Below are 15,477 nucleotides of genomic sequence, written 5' to 3'. Positions count from 1 at the left end.
GGGCGGTGGGTTTAGGGCGCTAACTTCAGAGGGTAAAAACATGAAAAGACTTGTTGTTTCGATGCTGGCCGGCGCGATGTCGCTTGCCGCGTTCCAGGCGATGGCCGCGGACAAGGTGACGCTGCAGCTGAAATGGGTCACCCAGGCACAGTTCGCCGGCTATTATGTCGCCAAGGCCAAGGGCTTCTATGACGCCGAGGGCCTCGACGTCGATATCAAGCCCGGCGGACCGGACATTGCACCGGAGCAGGTTATTGCCGGCGGCGGCGCCGACGTCATCGTCGACTGGATGGGCGGTGCGCTGGCTGCGCGCGAGAAGGGCGTGCCGCTGGTCAACATCGCCCAGCCGTTCAAGAAGGCCGGCATGGAGCTGGTCTGCCCGAAGGACGGTCCGATCAAGACGGAAGCCGACTTCAAGGGCCACACGCTCGGCGTCTGGTTCTTCGGCAACGAGTATCCGTTCTATGCCTGGATGAACAAGCTTGGCCTCAAGACCGATGGCGGGCCGGACGGCGTCACCGTGCTCAAGCAGAGCTTTGACGTGCAGCCGCTGATCCAGAAGCAGGCGGATTGCATTTCGGTCATGACCTATAACGAGTACTGGCAGCTCATCGACGCCGGCTACAAGCCGGAAGAGCTGACCGTCTTCAACTATTCCGCCATGGGCAATGATCTGCTCGAAGACGGGCTCTATGCCCTGGAGGACAAGCTCAAGGATCCGGCCTTCGAGGATAAGATGGTGCGTTTCGTGCGCGCTTCGATGAAGGGTTGGAAATACGCCGTCGACAATTCCGACGAAGCGGCCGGCATCGTCATGGACAATGGCGGCCAGGACGAGAATCACCAGAAGCGCATGATGGGCGAAGTCGCCAAGCTGATCGACAATGCCGATGGCAAGCTCGATCCGGCGACCTACGAGCGCACCGCCAAGGCGCTGCTCGACCAGAAGATCATCAGCAAGGAGCCTACCGGCGCCTACACGACGGCGATCACCGACAAGGCCATCAAATAGGGCTGTCAAACTGGCTTGTAGCGGAAAAGGGGCGGGCGACCGCCCCTTTTTAGTGGGAGGTAAAATGAACGTTACCGGCGGAAACATCCGCTCGCAAAATCGTTGTGCCGGTGCACCCGCCCAAGGGTGTCACAACGGAGGTTTCCATGCGCATCCAGTCCTTCACGCCGATGCTTTCGGCGCTGGCCATTTCTGCAGCCATCTTCTCTGCTTCACCGGCCTTGGCCGAAACCATAAAGATGGCGGCGACGCTCGATGGTGCTCAGCAGAACCCGCCCGTCACCACGAAGGGCAAGGGCACCGCCACGCTCAGGTTCAACACCGCCACCAAGAAACTCAGCTGGACCGTGAGATATTCCGGCCTCAGCGGGCCGGCGAAGGCCGCACACATTCACGGCCCAGCGGAAAAGGGTCAAAACGCCGATCCAGTGGTGCCGTTCGAAGGCAAGCTGAAGAGCCCGATCAAGGGTTCGGCGACATTGACTGATGCCCAGGCCACCGATCTTGAGGCTGGCAAATATTACGTCAACATCCACACCGCGGCCCACGCGGACGGCGAGATCCGCGGCCAGATCGAGAAGGCCAAATAGGCAGATCACGACGACAAAACAGGGCAATCATCCTGTTTTGTCAGGCCTTGTCGCGAATCTGGGTCATCGTGCGGGTCGGCGTGATGGCTTCAGGGTCGAGCCTGATCTCTACGATCGACGGCTTGCCGCTGGCCCGCGCTCGCTCGAAGGCCGCGGCGAAGTCGGCGGTCTTTTCCACCGTCTCGCCATGGCCGCCATAGGCACGGGCCAAAGCAGCAAAGTCGGGATTCTTCAAGTCCGTGGCGACGACACGGCCGGGATATTCGCGCTCCTGATGCATGCGGATGGTGCCGTAGATGCCATTGTTGACGACGATGACGATGATCGGCAGCCCGTATTGCACGGCGGTGGCGAATTCCTGGCCGTTCATCAGGAAACAGCCGTCGCCGGCGAAGGCGATCACGTCGCGGTCGGGGAAAAGCTGCTTGGCGGCGACCGCCGCCGGCGTGCCGTAGCCCATCGAGCCGGATGTGGGTGCTGCCTGCGTGCCGAAACGCCGGAAGCGATGGTAGCGATGCACCCAGGTGGCGTAGTTGCCGGCGCCGTTGGTGAGGATGGCGTCGTCCGGCAGCATCGTTTCGAGATAATTCATGATCGGCCCCATCTGGACGGCGCCGGGGCCGCTCTCCGGAGGCGTCGACCAGTCGAGATAGGCGGCGTGCAGCTTCGCTGCCTCAGCCGCCCACACCGGCGTTGCGGCCGGCTTGCGTCTGGCAAAGGCTTCGACGAAAGCGGCAGGCGAGGCATTGATCGCCAGCGCCGGCCGGTAGACGCGGCCGAGTTCGCCGGCGTCGGCATGGATATGGACCAGCGTCTGGTCGGGGTAGGGACTCTTCAGCAGCGTGTAGTCGGATGACGGCATCTCGCCCATGCGGCCGCCGATCAGCAGCACAAGGTCGGCCTGCTTGATGGCGGTTGCTACCTTGGGATTGATGCCGATGCCGACATCGCCGGCATAGTTCGGGTGGAGATGGTCGAACAGCATCTGGCGGCGGAAGGAGCAGCCGACCGGCAGCGACCAGGCTTCGGCTATCGTCCGCATCCGTGCAACGGCCTGCGCGTCCCAGCGCGTACCGCCGAGGATGACGAAGGGCCGCTTTGCCTTGTTGAGCAACACTTCCAGTGCGTCGAGCTCGACTTCGCCAGGCCGCGTCTCGACAGGGGTATAATGCCGGGCGTCCGGTGCCTCGGCGAGGCTGGTCAGCATGTCCTCGGGCAGCGAGATGACGACCGGGCCCGGGCGACCGGACGTCGCCACCGCAAAGGCGCGTGTGACGAATTCGGGTATGCGTGCGGCGTCGTCGATCTCGACCACCCATTTGGCGATATCGCCGAAGAACCTGACGTAGTCGACCTCCTGGAAGGCCTCGCGCCCCTTGGCGTGGCTGGCGACCTGGCCGATGAACAGGATGAGGGGGACTGAATCCTGCATCGCGATGTGGATGCCGGCCGAGGCATTGGTGGCGCCTGGGCCGCGGGTGACAAAGCAGATGCCGGGCCTGCCGGTCAGGCGGCCGTGGCAGTCGGCCATCATTGCGGCACCGCCCTCCTGGCGGCAGACGATTGTGCGGATCGGTGAATCATGCAGCGCGTCGAGCACCGCCAGATAGGATTCGCCAGGTACGCAATAGATACGGTCCGTTCCGTTGGCTTCGAGCGCATCGACGATGAGTTGTCCGCCGGTCTTCATTTTCCTGACCTCTCCAGTTCGGCAAGGATTTCTTGGGTGTGTTCGCCGAGACGCGGCGACGGGCGCTCATAGACCAGCGGCGTGCCGGACATGACCATCGGCGCCCGCACCGAGGGCAAGAGATTGCCATGGCCGTCATCGAGGTCGAGCCGCATGCCGCGCGCTATGGTCTGCGGGTCGGCAAACATCTGGCCGATGTTGTTGATCGGGCTGGCCGGCACTCCGGCAGTCTCAAGTCTGGCCAGCAACGGGTCGCGATCGAAGGCTTTCAGCGCCTCGATCATATGCTCGCGCAGCTTCGCCCGGTTGGCGACGCGGGCGGGATTGGTGGCGAAGTCAGGGTTCGACGCCAGCTCATCGAGGCCGACGGCAGCGCAGAACTTTGCGAACTGGCCGTCATTGCCGACCGCCAGGATGATGTGGCCATTTTTCACCGGCACCACTTCGTAGGGCGCGATGTTCATATGCGCATTGCCCATCTGCACCGGCGACTGTCCGGAGACGAGATAGTTGAGGTTCTGGTTGCCGAGCGTCGAGATCTGGGTGTCGTAGAGCGCCATGTCGATATGCTGGCCTTCGCCGGTCTTCTCGGCATGGCGAAGCGCCGCCTGGATGGCGATGACCGAATAAAGCCCGGTGAAAACATCTGAAATAGCGACGCCCGCCTTTTGCGGTTCGCGGCCGGCTTCGCCGGTGATCGACATCATGCCGGCCATGCCCTGGATGATGAAATCATAGCCGGCACGCGGCGCATACGGTCCCGACTGGCCAAAACCGGTGATCGAGCAATAGATCAGCCGCGAGTTGATTTTCCTCAGGCTGTCATAGTCGAGGCCGTATTTCTTCAGTCCGCCGACTTTGAAGTTTTCGATCAGCACATCCGATGTCGCGACCAGCCGGCGCACCGTCTCGGCACCCTCGGGCGTCGAGAAGTCGATGGCGATGGAGCGCTTGCCGCGGTTGCAGGAATGGTAATAAGCGGCCGAAAGGTTCTCGCCGTCATGGCCGATGACGAAGGGCGGTCCCCATTTGCGGGTGTCGTCGCCGCCGTCCGGGCTCTCGACCTTGATCACGTCGGCGCCGAGGTCGGCAAGCAGCTGTCCGGCCCATGGCCCGGCGAGGATGCGTGCGAGTTCGATGACGCGGATGCCTTTGAGCGGAGGCTCAGTCATGGATCACCGTGGTTGATCGAAAGCGCAGCCTCTATCAATCCCGCGCGCCGCTGTCACGGCCCTTGCAATGGGCCAGTATCACTGTGCCCTCAGCACGCGGTCGGCCCAGGCGGCAAAATCCTCCATGATGATGTCTCGGTTGATCTCGTTCAGGCTTTCGTGGCGGGTTTTGGCGTAAACCTTTGAAACGAGATTCGAAAAACCCATCATGTGCATCCGGCCGGCAAGATGGCTGACCGCCTTGCCGCCGTCCGAGGCCGGATCTTGCTCGCCTCCGACCAGATTGACGAACAGGTCGCGCCGCACGCCGGAAAAATTGCGGTCGCTGCCGCAATGCAGCGTCATCATGACGATGTCCTGCCACATCGACACCGATGCGTCCCAGCCGCAAAGCGGGTCGGCGATGTATTTCTCGACTTCAACGGCATCGCGCGACAGCCAGTCGAACGGCGTCCGGTGATTGGGCACCGCCTTGCCCCAGGCCCGGAACGTCAGCCGGGGCAGCAGGCGCGACGGCACGTCTGAGCCAAGCCGGAACTTTTCCCAACCAAGCATGGCCAGCGCGATTTGGCCGAGCAGTCCGGCCGAGAAATTGCCGTTCCAGATCGCGGCGGCATGGATGCGCGCCGAGTGGCGGAGGACAAAGTTCAGCGCGACCGACGCGCCCAAGGAGTGACCGAAGACGATGACCGGCAGGCCCGGCTGTTCCCTGGCGATGAGATCATGGACGGCGGCGACATCGGCGATGACCTTGGCACCGCCATCCACATCGGCGAACCTGCCAGGTGGCGCGTCGGGCGCCTTGGTGGCGCCGTGGCCACGGTGGTCGTGCGCGTAGACCTGGTAGCCGCGCTCGCCAAGGAAATCGGCGAAACGGGCATAGCGCGCCGCGTGCTCGGCCAACCCGTGATTGACCTGGACAATGGCGCGCGGTTGGCCGATGGCGTGTTTCACATAAAGGTTGAGCTCGGCGCCGGTCGGCGATGCCAGCATCCTCTGCTTGTCAAATGGCATGTCTCGCTCCCGTCGGCGACTGTTGGGCGACGCAGCGATCGACGTCAAGGGACGTAGGTACCCATTCGACGGTAGTTGACAGCATGCTGTCAATGTGATTACATGACAGCATACTGTCAAATGGTCAGCGGCAGATTGGGGGTATGACTATGAAAACCACCGGGGCCATTTCGCGGCGTGCAATCTTGCTGGCGGGCTTCGCCTTCACGACGATCACCCTGTTGTCAGGGATTGCTGCGTTCAGTCAGGAAACCAGGGAGATGACCATGATGACGTCCACTGTTCCAGGCCCGCAAGGCCAGCTTGCCACTTATAGGATCAACGCCGGCAATGGCCTGCCGATCATGTTCCTGCATGGAGATTGCAGCCGCGCTTCCCACTGGGACCGGGTGATGCAGCTCTCCGTCGAAGGCCGCGAGGCGGTAGCCTTCGATTTTCGCGGTCATGGCGCCTCCGCGCCGGCGCAGGACGGTGACTATGGTTATGACGGTCGTGCAATGGATGTCGGTGCCGTGGCCGACGCGTTTGGCCTGAAGCGGTTTCTCATTGTCGCGCACAGCGGCGGCGGTGGCGTGGCGCTCGCTTATGCCGCCAGCCATGCCGACCGGGTCGCCGGTGTCTTGCTCGTCGACCCGGCGACCGATCCTCGTGCGCTGCCGCAGGCGATTCGTGACGGCTTTGTCCGCGATCTGGCCGGTCCGCAAGGCCGTGATGTCCTGAACGCCTATTACACGTCGATTGCCGGCCCTAACGCGGCTGTTCGCCAGCGTGTTCTGGCCGATGCGGCAGTGGTCGATCCGGCGGCGAGGGCAAGTGTCGGCAAGGCACTGGCCGAATGGAACCCGGAGCCGGCACTCGATGCGTATCGCGGGCCTATGTTCGTATTGGCTACCGAGGCCAGTGACACTCCAGCCGCGCTCTACCGGCTGCGCACGGACATTCCGCGCCAGATCGTGGCGGGCAGCGGCCATTGGGTGATGCTTGACAAGCCCGAGGTCGTAGCCGAAGCCGTTAATAATTTCGTCGCGACCATCGAGGCCGGCCAGAAATGACGACCAGGACCGAAGCGGCAAATGTGCTCACCGAACTGGTGCTTGCCGTGTTCAGGATGAACGGCAGTTTTCTGGATGCGGCCGACCGGCTGGCCGCTCCAACCGGGCTGACGGCAGCGCGCTGGCAGGTTTTGGGTGCAGTTTTGAAGGAGCCGAAATCTGTGGCCGACATCGCCCGCGACATGGGTCTCGCCCGTCAGAGTGTACAGCGGCTGGCCGACATACTGGCTGCGGAGGGGCTTGCCGCCTACGCCGACAACCCGGCGCATCGCCGCGCCAAGCTGTTGTCGATAACCGATGCCGGCCGGGCAGCGGTCAAGAATATCGGCACACGCCAGCATGTTTGGGCGAACCGCGTTTCGGAGGGTATGGACGCCGACGCGCTGAAAGCCTCGCTTGATCTGCTGCGCACCCTGACGGAACGGGTGGAGGCGGGCGGATCCTGATCGACCGCGCGGGAGCCGTCTCAATGCGCTGGCGATTGTTTTTACGGCCGGCGAAAGAAATCGTAATTCTGACATGTCGCAAGTTTCTAGCTTGCGGCGTGAATCACGAGGAGTGCCGGAATGCGGATTTGGGCGATATGGGGGGCGGTGTTTGTTGCGTTTGCTGGCGCAAGCGCGGCGCGGGCCGATGTGAAGATGACCGGCTCTTTCGTCGCCGATGCCGCCTGTCCGGCAACGCAGGCGATCAAGAGCAGCAAGAATCCCGGCAATGTCTCGACCGCGGCTGGTCAGAGTTATGATCTGCTGGCCGGCAACAAGGACGCGCCCACGCACTATCTCATTCGCGTGCCGGGCGCCGATCCGGAGCGCCGCTGGGTTAAGATCAGCTGCGGTCGTGTTTCGGGCGGCAGCGCGTCGACGATGCCGGCTGCACCGGCGCCTGCCGAGCCGAACAAGCCATCGGCGTCCGGAAAGCCGGAATATGTCTTCGCGCTGAGCTGGCAGCCGGCTTTCTGCGAGACCAAATCCAGCAAGGCCGAATGCCGTGCGCAGACCGCCGCCGGTTTCGAGGCGACCCACTTCACCTTGCATGGGTTGTGGCCGCAGCCGAACGGAAATTTCTATTGCCAGGTCGCCGCAAGCGACAAGGCGAACGACGATCCGGCGCACTGGCGAGACTTGCCGCCGGTCACCCTTGACCCGAAAACGCGAGCGGAACTCGACCAGGTGATGCCGGGCACCGCATCCGCCCTCGAAAGGCATGAATGGATCAAGCACGGCACCTGCTACGGCAAGAGCCAGCAGGAGTATTTCGCCGTCGCTTTGAACCTGATGCGCGCGATGAATGCGTCGCCGGTGCGCGATCTCTTCATCAAGAACATCGGCAAGCAACTGACATCCGATCAGATCCGCAGCACCTTCGACAGTGCCTTCGGCAAAGGCGCGGGCGACCGGGTCCGCGTGTCCTGCGTGGTCGATCCTTCGAACGGCAGGCGGCTGATCGGCGAACTGACGCTCGGCCTGACCGGCCCGATCGCTTCGAACGCTTCGCTCGGTGCCCTGCTGCTTGCCTCGGCGCCGACAGCCAAGGCTGGCTGCCCGAAGGGCGCGGTCGATGCCGTCGGGTTCCAGTAAACAGGCCGTACGCGACTGTCGCTTTGCACCGGGGATGGTATGATCCCGGGGGCATCATTCATAGGGGGTGGCGATGAGTGGTATGACGGGCGGCGCGCTGGCGCGGCTGGCGTTCTGGGCCAAGGGCATGACGGCGATCCGCGACGGCCATATGGAGTGGCCGGGCTTTTCCTACACCGAAGTGGAGTGGGCGCGCATGACCACGCTCGCCAAACCCGTCGGCGGCGGCACCTACCAATTGTTCACGCTGGTCAACGCGGCGATCTTCATCGCCATTGCCGCGCTCGGGATATTCTGTGTCTTCCTGCCGCTGGCGGCGCTGCTGTTCCCGGTACCGGCCGAAACCAGTGCGATCAAGTTTTCGCTGCTCCTGGCGGCATGCGCCTTCCTGATCATCGGCATCGGCCTGCCGATTTCGCTGCGTCTTTCGACCACGCTGGTGGCGCCGAAGGCAATGCGGGCCGCGCTTGTCGCCGTGCCCGGCGACCAGGCGCTTGCGGCAAAAGTGTCATGGCAGATCAACCGGATCACGCTCGTGCTCTGCGGCCTGCTGGTACCGGGCATTCTTCTGTTCATTGCCTACGACATCGAAGCCGGCCCGATTATTACCGCGTTGAAATGGCTGGCGATCGCGCTGATGGCGGTTTCGGTTGCGATCGGCGGATGGCAGCGGCGCAAACAATCCTGATTGAGCCAATCGCAGGCCTGGGCAGCGTTACGCGCCGGCGCTGCGCTCCGGCCTGGTCCATGTGTTGCGGGCGTCTGCTTCGTTGCCGCCCGGTTCGCCGACAACGCGATCGCGTCCCGTGGATTTGGCCTTGTAGAGACGCTGGTCGGCCAGCGCAAAGAGATCGGCAAGGCAACGGGTCGTCTCGCTGACCGTCGAGATGCCGGCGCTGACGGTAATGTCGAACCGGCTGGTGCTCGCGGACGTCTTGACCGCTTGCCTGACGGTTTCGCCCAGCAGTCTGGCGAGCGGCTGCGGACGCCAGCCGAGGATGGCGAATTCCTCACCGCCGATCCTGAACAATTGATCTTCGGTCCCGACAAGTTCGCCAAGCAAAATTGCCAGGGCTTTCAGCACCTTGTCTCCCTCGGCGTGGCCGAAGCGGTCGTTGATCGATTTGAAGTGGTCGACATCGATGATCAGCAGGCTGAGCGCCCTGGCGGTCCGCAGGCTGGCGGCGACGGCGGCCTCGCCATCGCTGTCGAAGCGCCCCCTGTGCAGGAGGCCGGTGAGGCCGTCGCGACCGACATGCTCGACCAGCGCCTCATAGCGCTCGCGATAGGTCAGCGTGTCGAAAATGTCGGAAAGCCCGCGCGCCGCCGGCACCTGCCGCGCCTCGAACCACCTGATATAGCCGACCAGCATGGTGCTGTAGACCAGGGCCGCTGCCATCTTGGCGAACCAGCCGCCGAAGAACACCGCGACCGGCGCGCCGGTGACGAAATGCAGCGCCGTGAAAAAGCCTGCCTGGTCGAAGGTGAGCACGCAGGCGACGGAGACCAGGATGCGGGTGAAAAGCGCCTTGCGCAGATATTTGCCGAGCTTTTCATAGAGCAGAATGATCAGGATGGCGTCGACGAACAGCAGCGTCGTGCCCCACACCATCAGCCAGCCCATCTCGTCGATGAAGCCGATGTCGGGAAGCTTGCCGTCGGGCAGCGGTGCGATGTCGTGCAGGCGCAGGATCAGCACGAGCCCGATCATCAGGGCATTGCCGAGCAGCAGGCCATAAATCGGCTGCCGGACAGTTGCCGCGTCCTCCTTGATGTAGAGCAGGAGCAGCATGACCAGCTTGCCGGAAAACAGCACGGCCGAACCCGGCGATACCATGCCGAACGGCAGCGCGACGTAGAAGACGCTGGCGAGATAGGTTTCCAGGAAATGCATGACGCCAAGGGCGCAAACAAAGACGCCGAGGCCGATGCGGCCCCTGAACCGGAAAAGCGTGACCATGATGCCGAAATAGAGAACCGCTTCGGCAAAAAGCAGGAAACTGTTCAACACGGCCCGATCTCTCTCCCCGAAATCGCGGCTGCCAGCGATTTCCCATCCAACATTGTTTGACGCGGAATGGTTAACCGGAGCTTTCGCCTGGGCGCCGGCACGAAATGAAGCGGCTAAGCGTTTGTGGGTGCGACCAAATCCGCTTGGGGCCAAAACTGTTTGCCGTTCGCGGCCGCATCGCTTACATAGCCCCCAACTTCCATTCAATCCGACATCAGTCGACTTTTCAGGGAAAGCGCGCGTGGCACGCCAGTTCATCTATCACATGGCCGGCCTCAACAAGGCCTACGGCACCAAGAAGGTGCTCGAGAACATTCATCTGTCCTTCTATCCGGACGCCAAGATCGGCATCCTCGGTCCCAACGGCGCCGGCAAGTCGACGATCCTCAAGATCATGGCCGGCATCGACAAGGAGTGGAGCGGCGAGGCCTGGCTGGCCGAGGGTGCTACCGTCGGTTACCTGGCGCAGGAGCCGGCGCTCGATCCGAACAAGAACGTGTTCGAAAACGTCATGGAAGGCGTCGCCGCCAAGACCGCCATCATCGAGCGCTACAACGAATTGATGATGAACTATTCCGACGAGACGGCGGACGAGTCGGCCAAGCTGCAGGACGAGATGGACCGGCTCAACCTCTGGGATCTCGAACAGCAGGTCGAGATGGCGATGGAGGCACTCGGCTGCCCGCCCAAGGAGGCCGATGTCACCAAGCTGTCGGGCGGCGAACGCCGTCGCGTCGCGCTTTGCCAGCTTTTGCTGCGCCAGCCCGACCTTCTGCTGCTCGACGAGCCGACCAACCATCTCGACGCCGAGACGACGGCGTGGCTGGAAAAGCATCTGCGGGCCTATCCGGGCGCGGTGATGATCATCACCCACGATCGCTACTTCCTCGACAATGTCACCGGCTGGATCCTCGAGCTCGATCGCGGCCGCGGTATCCCGTACGAAGGCAACTACACCAAATATCTCGAAGCCAAGGCCAAGCGGCTCAAGCAGGAAGGCCGCGAGGACGATGCGCGCCAGCGGGCGATCGGCCGCGAGCGCGAGTGGATCCAGTCCAGCCCGAAAGCCCGGCAGACCAAGTCGAAAGCCCGTATCCAGGCGTTCCAGGATCTGCTGGATGCAGCCGACAAGCGGCGTCCGAGCGACACCCAGATCGTCATTCCGCATGGCGAGCGGCTCGGCAATGTGGTGATCGAGGTCGAGGGCTTGTCGAAGGGCTTTGGCGACACGCTTTTGATCGACGATCTCGAATTCAAGCTGCCGCCCGGCGGCATCGTCGGCGTCATCGGCCCGAACGGCGCCGGCAAGACGACGCTGTTCCGCATGATCACCGGCCAGGAAAAGCCCGATGCCGGCACCATCCGCGTCGGCGAGACGGTCAAGCTCGGTTATGTCGACCAGAGCCGCGACGCGCTCGACCCGACCAAGACGGTCTGGGAAGAGATCTCGGGCGGCGCCGAAGTGGTCAAGCTCGGCAAGTTCGAAGCCAACACCCGCGCCTATTGCGCGTCGTTCAATTTCCGCGGCGGCGACCAGCAGCAGAAGGTCGGCAACCTGTCCGGCGGCCAGCGCAACCGCGTGCATCTGGCCAAGATGCTGAAGACCGGCGGCAATGTGCTGCTGCTCGACGAACCGACCAACGATCTCGATACCGAAACGCTGGCTGCACTTGAAGACGCGCTCGAGAGCTTCGCCGGCTGCGCCGTCATCATCTCGCACGATCGCATGTTCCTCGATCGCCTGGCGACGCACATCCTCGCCTTCGAGGGCGACAGCCACGTCGAATGGTTCGAAGGCAATTTCGAGGATTACGAGCAGGACAAGATCCGCCGCCTCGGCCCGGACGCGGTCAATCCGCACCGCATGACGTATAAGCGGCTGACGCGGTAAGACATTTACAGGGCGGCGAATTCTCAAATGATCTGAGGAACCAAGATGGCCGACTGGTCCGCCGCCCTCTACCTGAAATTCGAGGACGAGCGCACCCGCCCCGCGCGCGATCTCGTTGCGCAGGTGCCGGTGCCGGAACCACGCCGGGTGGTCGACATTGGCTGCGGGCCGGGCAATTCGACCGAATTGCTGGTCGAGCGCTGGCCGCAGGCGCAGATCAGCGGCTTCGATACCTCCCTCGACATGATCGAGAAGGCGAAGGCGCGCCTGCCCGGCGTCACCTTTGCCTTGGCGGATGCGGCGGCGTGGCAGCCGAACGAACCGGTCGACGTGATCTTTGCCAATGCGGTGTTTCAATGGCTGCCGGAGCATCCGGCGGTCTTCCAGCGGCTGATGGGATTTTTGGCGCCCGGCGGCGCGCTTGCCGTGCAGATGCCGGACAATATGGCCGAGCCTTCGCACCGGCTGATGCGGGAGACCGCGGCCGAGATGCCGTTTGCCGAAAAGCTCGAGCGCGCGGCCCGCGCGCCGCTGCCGCCGGTCGCGTTCTATTACGACCTTTTGTCGCCATTCTCGGATCGGCTCGATATCTGGCACACGATCTACAACCATCCGCTGGCCGATGCCGAGGCGATCGTCGAATGGGTGAAGTCGACGGGGCTGAAGCCGTTCCTCGATCCGCTCGACGAGAACGAGCGGCAGCTTTTCCTGAAGCGCTACACGGCCAGGATCAGCGAAGCCTATCCGAAAACGGCAAGCGGCAAGGTATTGCTGCGCTTTCCCCGTCTCTTCATCGTGGCGCGGCGTTCTGCTTAGAAGCTCTTAGCTACACCCAAAAACAGCCAGCAGCGGATGCTTGACCGGCTTTCGCCGTCATGCGCATCTCGCTGGGGCAGGGATAAGGCCCTTCATGGGCCATGGGGATGGATGATGACACTGAAAAAGATGGGTTTCGGCGGCAGCGTTTGTGCGGCCGCTGTGCTTGCCTTGTCTATATCGGCGGAGGCCAAGCGAGCGCGCTGCTTCACCAGCGACGACGGCTATTTCTCGTGCAGCTATCGGGCGCTGGACGATGGCGGCAGCTTTCGCATCTCGGCGCCGGGTTATCCGACCTACGTCCTGGAAATCGACGGACCGGGTTTTGCCTATGGCTATGTCAATCTCGGCCGCCGCAACGTGCCGCTGCCCGGGCAATTCGTGCGCAGCCGCGATGACGGTGCCTGCTGGAACAACCCGCAGACCTATACCAAGCTCTGCGCCTGGTAAAGACCCGTCCCAGGGACTTGATTTAAGCCGGCATAAACTGGCTAGGTGCAAAAGAGGTTGCGCCGAGCTTTTTGCGGCGTCGACATGAAGCCGCAACGCCTGCGCACACGGGACGAACTGGAAATGCATCGCGTCATCATCAGCGGCATCGGCGTTGAAATCCCCGAAGCTTCGATCACCAATGAGGAACTCGTCGCCAGCTTCAACGCCTGGGTGGACATGGAGAACGTCCGGCGCGAGGTGTCGGGCGAGCCGCTGGTACAGAAATCGGACAGTGCCTTCATCGTCCATGCCTCGGGCGTCCAGACCCGCCATGTCATCGAACGGGAAGGCATCCTCGACCCGACCCGCATGGCGCCGCGCTTCCCGGCGCGGCCCGACGATGCGCTGTCGCTGGAGGCCGAGTTCGGCATCGCCTCGGCCCGCAAGGCGCTCGATCATGCCGGGCTGAAGCCTGGCGACATCGACCTGGTGATCTGCTCGGCCTCGCACCATCAGCGGCCCTATCCGGCGATCGCCATCGAAATGCAGCAGGCGCTGGGGACGAAAGGCGCCGGCTTCGACATGGGGCTTGGCTGCTCGTCGGCGGCTGCCGCATTGCACATCGCGGTCAATCTGGTGCGGGCAGGGGCGCACAAGCGCGTACTGGTGTCGACGCCGGAGATCATCACCGGGCATCTCAATTTTCGCGACCGGCAGACGCATTTCATCTTCGGCGACGCTTCCGTGTCGATGATCGTCGAAGGGCTTGCCCAGGGCGAGAAGCGGCCGGGGCGCTTCGAGGTGCTCGACACGCGCGCCTGGACGCAGATGTCGAACAGCATCCGCACCAATCTCGGTTATTATACCCGCGCCACCCAGGACGATCCGTACATGATCGATCTGGAAGGCAATCTGATCAAGCAGATCGGCAACAAGGTGTTCAAGGAAGTCACCGTCGCCGGCCACAAGTTCATCGTCGAATTCCTGGCCGAGCACGGGCTGACGCCGCAAGCGATCCGGCGCTTCTGGCTGCATCAGGCCAATGCGCGGATGAACGCCATGATCCTGAAACTGTCGTTCGGCCATGACGTCGACCACGACCGCGCGCCGATGGTGCTGGAGCGCCTCGGCAACACCGCCGCCGCCGGTGCCATCATCGCCCTGTCGGAGAACCATGCCGACATGAAGGCCGGCGACTACGGCCTGCTCTGCGCCTTCGGCGCCGGCTACTCGATCGGCGGCGCGCTATTGCGCATGCTTTAGATTTTGTTTTACGCATGTCGTTGTCCCAAAACCGCTGCACACTTTTGGGCGACATGCATTAGCTCGGCGCGAACGGCACCGGCATCGGAGCGCGCCTGGCAAATCGCATCAGTCCGCTTGATCGGAGCATCAGCGCTTTCGACTGGACCTGATGAGCTGACCGCGGCTAATTGCGCGTATCACGCGAGGCACGAACCCATGCTGGATCTTTTTCCCGAAGCCGAAACTCCGGTCGAGATCGTCCCGTCGCGAAAACTCGCCGCCAGGGTGGCGGCGCTTTACCTCGCACCGTTCGATCATTTCGAGACACGGGCAGTGGATCAGTTGCAAGTCGGCTTCGACGGCATCGACGGCGATTTCCACGCCGGCACAACGCGGCGCTCTGGTGGGCGCGAGCCGTGGTATCCGCGCGGCACCGAGATGCGCAACGAACGGCAATTGTCGATCGTGGCGGAGGACGAGCTGGCGATCGTCGCCGAACGGATGGGCATTACCGAGATCAAGCCGGAATGGATCGGCGCCAATCTCCTGATCGAAGGCCTGCCGCGCCTCTCGATGCTGCCGTCCGGCACGCTGCTGTTCTTCAAAGGCGGCGCGACCGTCAAGATCGACGCGCAGAACGGGCCTTGCCGGATTGCGGGCAGGTCGGTCGCCGAGAATGCCGGTATGGCCGACGTCGAGGCCGGCGCGCTGCTGTTCCCGAAAGCGGCGAAACGGTTGCGCGGGCTCGTCGCCTGGGTCGAGAAGCCCGGCATGATCGCGGCCGGCGAGGAAATTTCGGTGCGCGTGCCGGAGCAGTGGGTTTACCGGGCCTAGTTGTTTTTCCCGCAAGGGCTTCGAGTGGGGGTCCTCCCCCCCCGCTTCGGGGGGGGTGTGGGGGCCGCTATGCGCCCGGAGAGGGGGCCTTCGTAGAGCGCGGTTCCCCCTCTCCGTCTCGGCTTCGCCGAGCCACCT

Annotated in this window: 15 protein-coding genes; 11 read left to right on the top strand and 4 right to left on the bottom strand. The window is 63.1% G+C overall.

Annotated features, from left to right (window positions below):
• The first annotated feature begins 40 nt into the window (after positions 1–40).
• Positions 41–1,012 carry an ABC transporter substrate-binding protein gene (locus NKJ28_RS24450; protein WP_023675876.1) on the top strand — a complete coding sequence of 324 codons (972 nt, stop codon included), beginning with the start codon at positions 41–43 and terminating at the stop codon, positions 1,010–1,012.
• A 146-nt stretch (positions 1,013–1,158) separates the two neighbouring features.
• Positions 1,159–1,602 (top strand): CHRD domain-containing protein, encoded by a 444-nt coding sequence (locus NKJ28_RS24445; protein ID WP_352589394.1) that lies wholly within the window; start codon positions 1,159–1,161, stop codon positions 1,600–1,602.
• A gap of 40 nt (positions 1,603–1,642) precedes the next feature.
• Here NKJ28_RS24445 and NKJ28_RS24440 read toward each other — a convergent pair whose 3' ends face one another.
• The 3 genes from NKJ28_RS24440 to NKJ28_RS24430 all read right to left on the bottom strand — a co-directional run bounded on the left by NKJ28_RS24440 (position 1,643) and on the right by NKJ28_RS24430 (position 5,478).
• Entirely contained in the window at positions 1,643–3,292 is a 1,650-nt protein-coding gene (locus NKJ28_RS24440; protein ID WP_352589397.1) for a thiamine pyrophosphate-binding protein, read from the bottom strand.
• Positions 3,289–4,464, bottom strand: a complete 1,176-nt coding sequence (locus tag NKJ28_RS24435; RefSeq protein ID WP_352589400.1) for a CaiB/BaiF CoA transferase family protein — start codon at positions 4,462–4,464, stop codon at positions 3,289–3,291. Before NKJ28_RS24435 ends, NKJ28_RS24440 begins: the two co-directional genes overlap by 4 nt.
• Positions 4,465–4,542: 78 nt before the next feature.
• Complete coding sequence (locus NKJ28_RS24430) at positions 4,543–5,478, bottom strand: alpha/beta fold hydrolase (RefSeq protein WP_023675880.1); 936 nt, start codon at positions 5,476–5,478, stop codon at positions 4,543–4,545.
• A gap of 149 nt (positions 5,479–5,627) precedes the next feature.
• Between NKJ28_RS24430 and NKJ28_RS24425 the strand changes: the two genes are divergently transcribed.
• The 4 genes from NKJ28_RS24425 (at position 5,628) to NKJ28_RS24410 (ending at position 8,798) form a co-directional block, all read left to right on the top strand.
• Positions 5,628–6,530 (top strand): alpha/beta fold hydrolase, encoded by a 903-nt coding sequence (locus NKJ28_RS24425; RefSeq protein WP_352589403.1) that lies wholly within the window; start codon positions 5,628–5,630, stop codon positions 6,528–6,530.
• On the top strand, positions 6,527–6,976 hold the full coding sequence (locus NKJ28_RS24420; protein ID WP_023675882.1) for a MarR family winged helix-turn-helix transcriptional regulator: 450 nt from the start codon (positions 6,527–6,529) through the stop codon (positions 6,974–6,976). The genes NKJ28_RS24425 and NKJ28_RS24420 overlap by 4 nt, the downstream gene beginning before the upstream one ends.
• A 120-nt stretch (positions 6,977–7,096) precedes the next feature.
• Entirely contained in the window at positions 7,097–8,110 is a 1,014-nt protein-coding gene (locus tag NKJ28_RS24415) for a ribonuclease T2 family protein (RefSeq protein WP_352589406.1), read from the top strand.
• Positions 8,111–8,183: 73 nt separating this feature from the next.
• A complete protein-coding gene (locus tag NKJ28_RS24410) occupies positions 8,184–8,798 on the top strand; it encodes a hypothetical protein (protein WP_156937311.1) in 615 nt (204 codons plus the stop codon).
• A gap of 27 nt (positions 8,799–8,825) precedes the next feature.
• Here NKJ28_RS24410 and NKJ28_RS24405 read toward each other — a convergent pair whose 3' ends face one another.
• Positions 8,826–10,121: a GGDEF domain-containing protein gene (locus NKJ28_RS24405; RefSeq protein WP_352571800.1), complete on the bottom strand. Its 1,296-nt coding sequence runs from the start codon at positions 10,119–10,121 to the stop codon at positions 8,826–8,828.
• Positions 10,122–10,362: 241 nt separating this feature from the next.
• Here NKJ28_RS24405 and ettA point away from each other — a divergent pair, with 241 nt between their 5' ends.
• From ettA to NKJ28_RS24380, 5 genes are all read left to right on the top strand, one after another.
• The gene (gene ettA / locus NKJ28_RS24400; RefSeq protein ID WP_292659428.1) at positions 10,363–12,012 is read left to right on the top strand and encodes an energy-dependent translational throttle protein EttA; all 1,650 of its coding nucleotides are present in this window, start codon (positions 10,363–10,365) and stop codon (positions 12,010–12,012) included.
• Positions 12,013–12,057: 45 nt separating this feature from the next.
• Complete coding sequence (tam, locus tag NKJ28_RS24395) at positions 12,058–12,828, top strand: trans-aconitate 2-methyltransferase (protein WP_352637259.1); 771 nt, start codon at positions 12,058–12,060, stop codon at positions 12,826–12,828.
• A 114-nt stretch (positions 12,829–12,942) separates the two neighbouring features.
• Positions 12,943–13,278 (top strand): hypothetical protein, encoded by a 336-nt coding sequence (locus tag NKJ28_RS24390; RefSeq protein ID WP_352637257.1) that lies wholly within the window; start codon positions 12,943–12,945, stop codon positions 13,276–13,278.
• A 123-nt stretch (positions 13,279–13,401) separates the two neighbouring features.
• Entirely contained in the window at positions 13,402–14,523 is a 1,122-nt protein-coding gene (locus tag NKJ28_RS24385; protein ID WP_352637302.1) for a beta-ketoacyl-ACP synthase III, read from the top strand.
• Positions 14,524–14,721: 198 nt separating this feature from the next.
• Complete coding sequence (locus tag NKJ28_RS24380) at positions 14,722–15,339, top strand: MOSC domain-containing protein (protein WP_352637255.1); 618 nt, start codon at positions 14,722–14,724, stop codon at positions 15,337–15,339.
• The last annotated feature ends 138 nt before the right edge of the window (positions 15,340–15,477 follow it).

It is taken from the genome of Mesorhizobium sp. M0145, from assembly GCF_040322355.1.
Taxonomy (GTDB): domain Bacteria; phylum Pseudomonadota; class Alphaproteobacteria; order Rhizobiales; family Rhizobiaceae; genus Mesorhizobium.
Note: the sequence above shows the minus strand (reverse complement) of the source record. Positions and strands in the feature narration are given on the sequence as shown.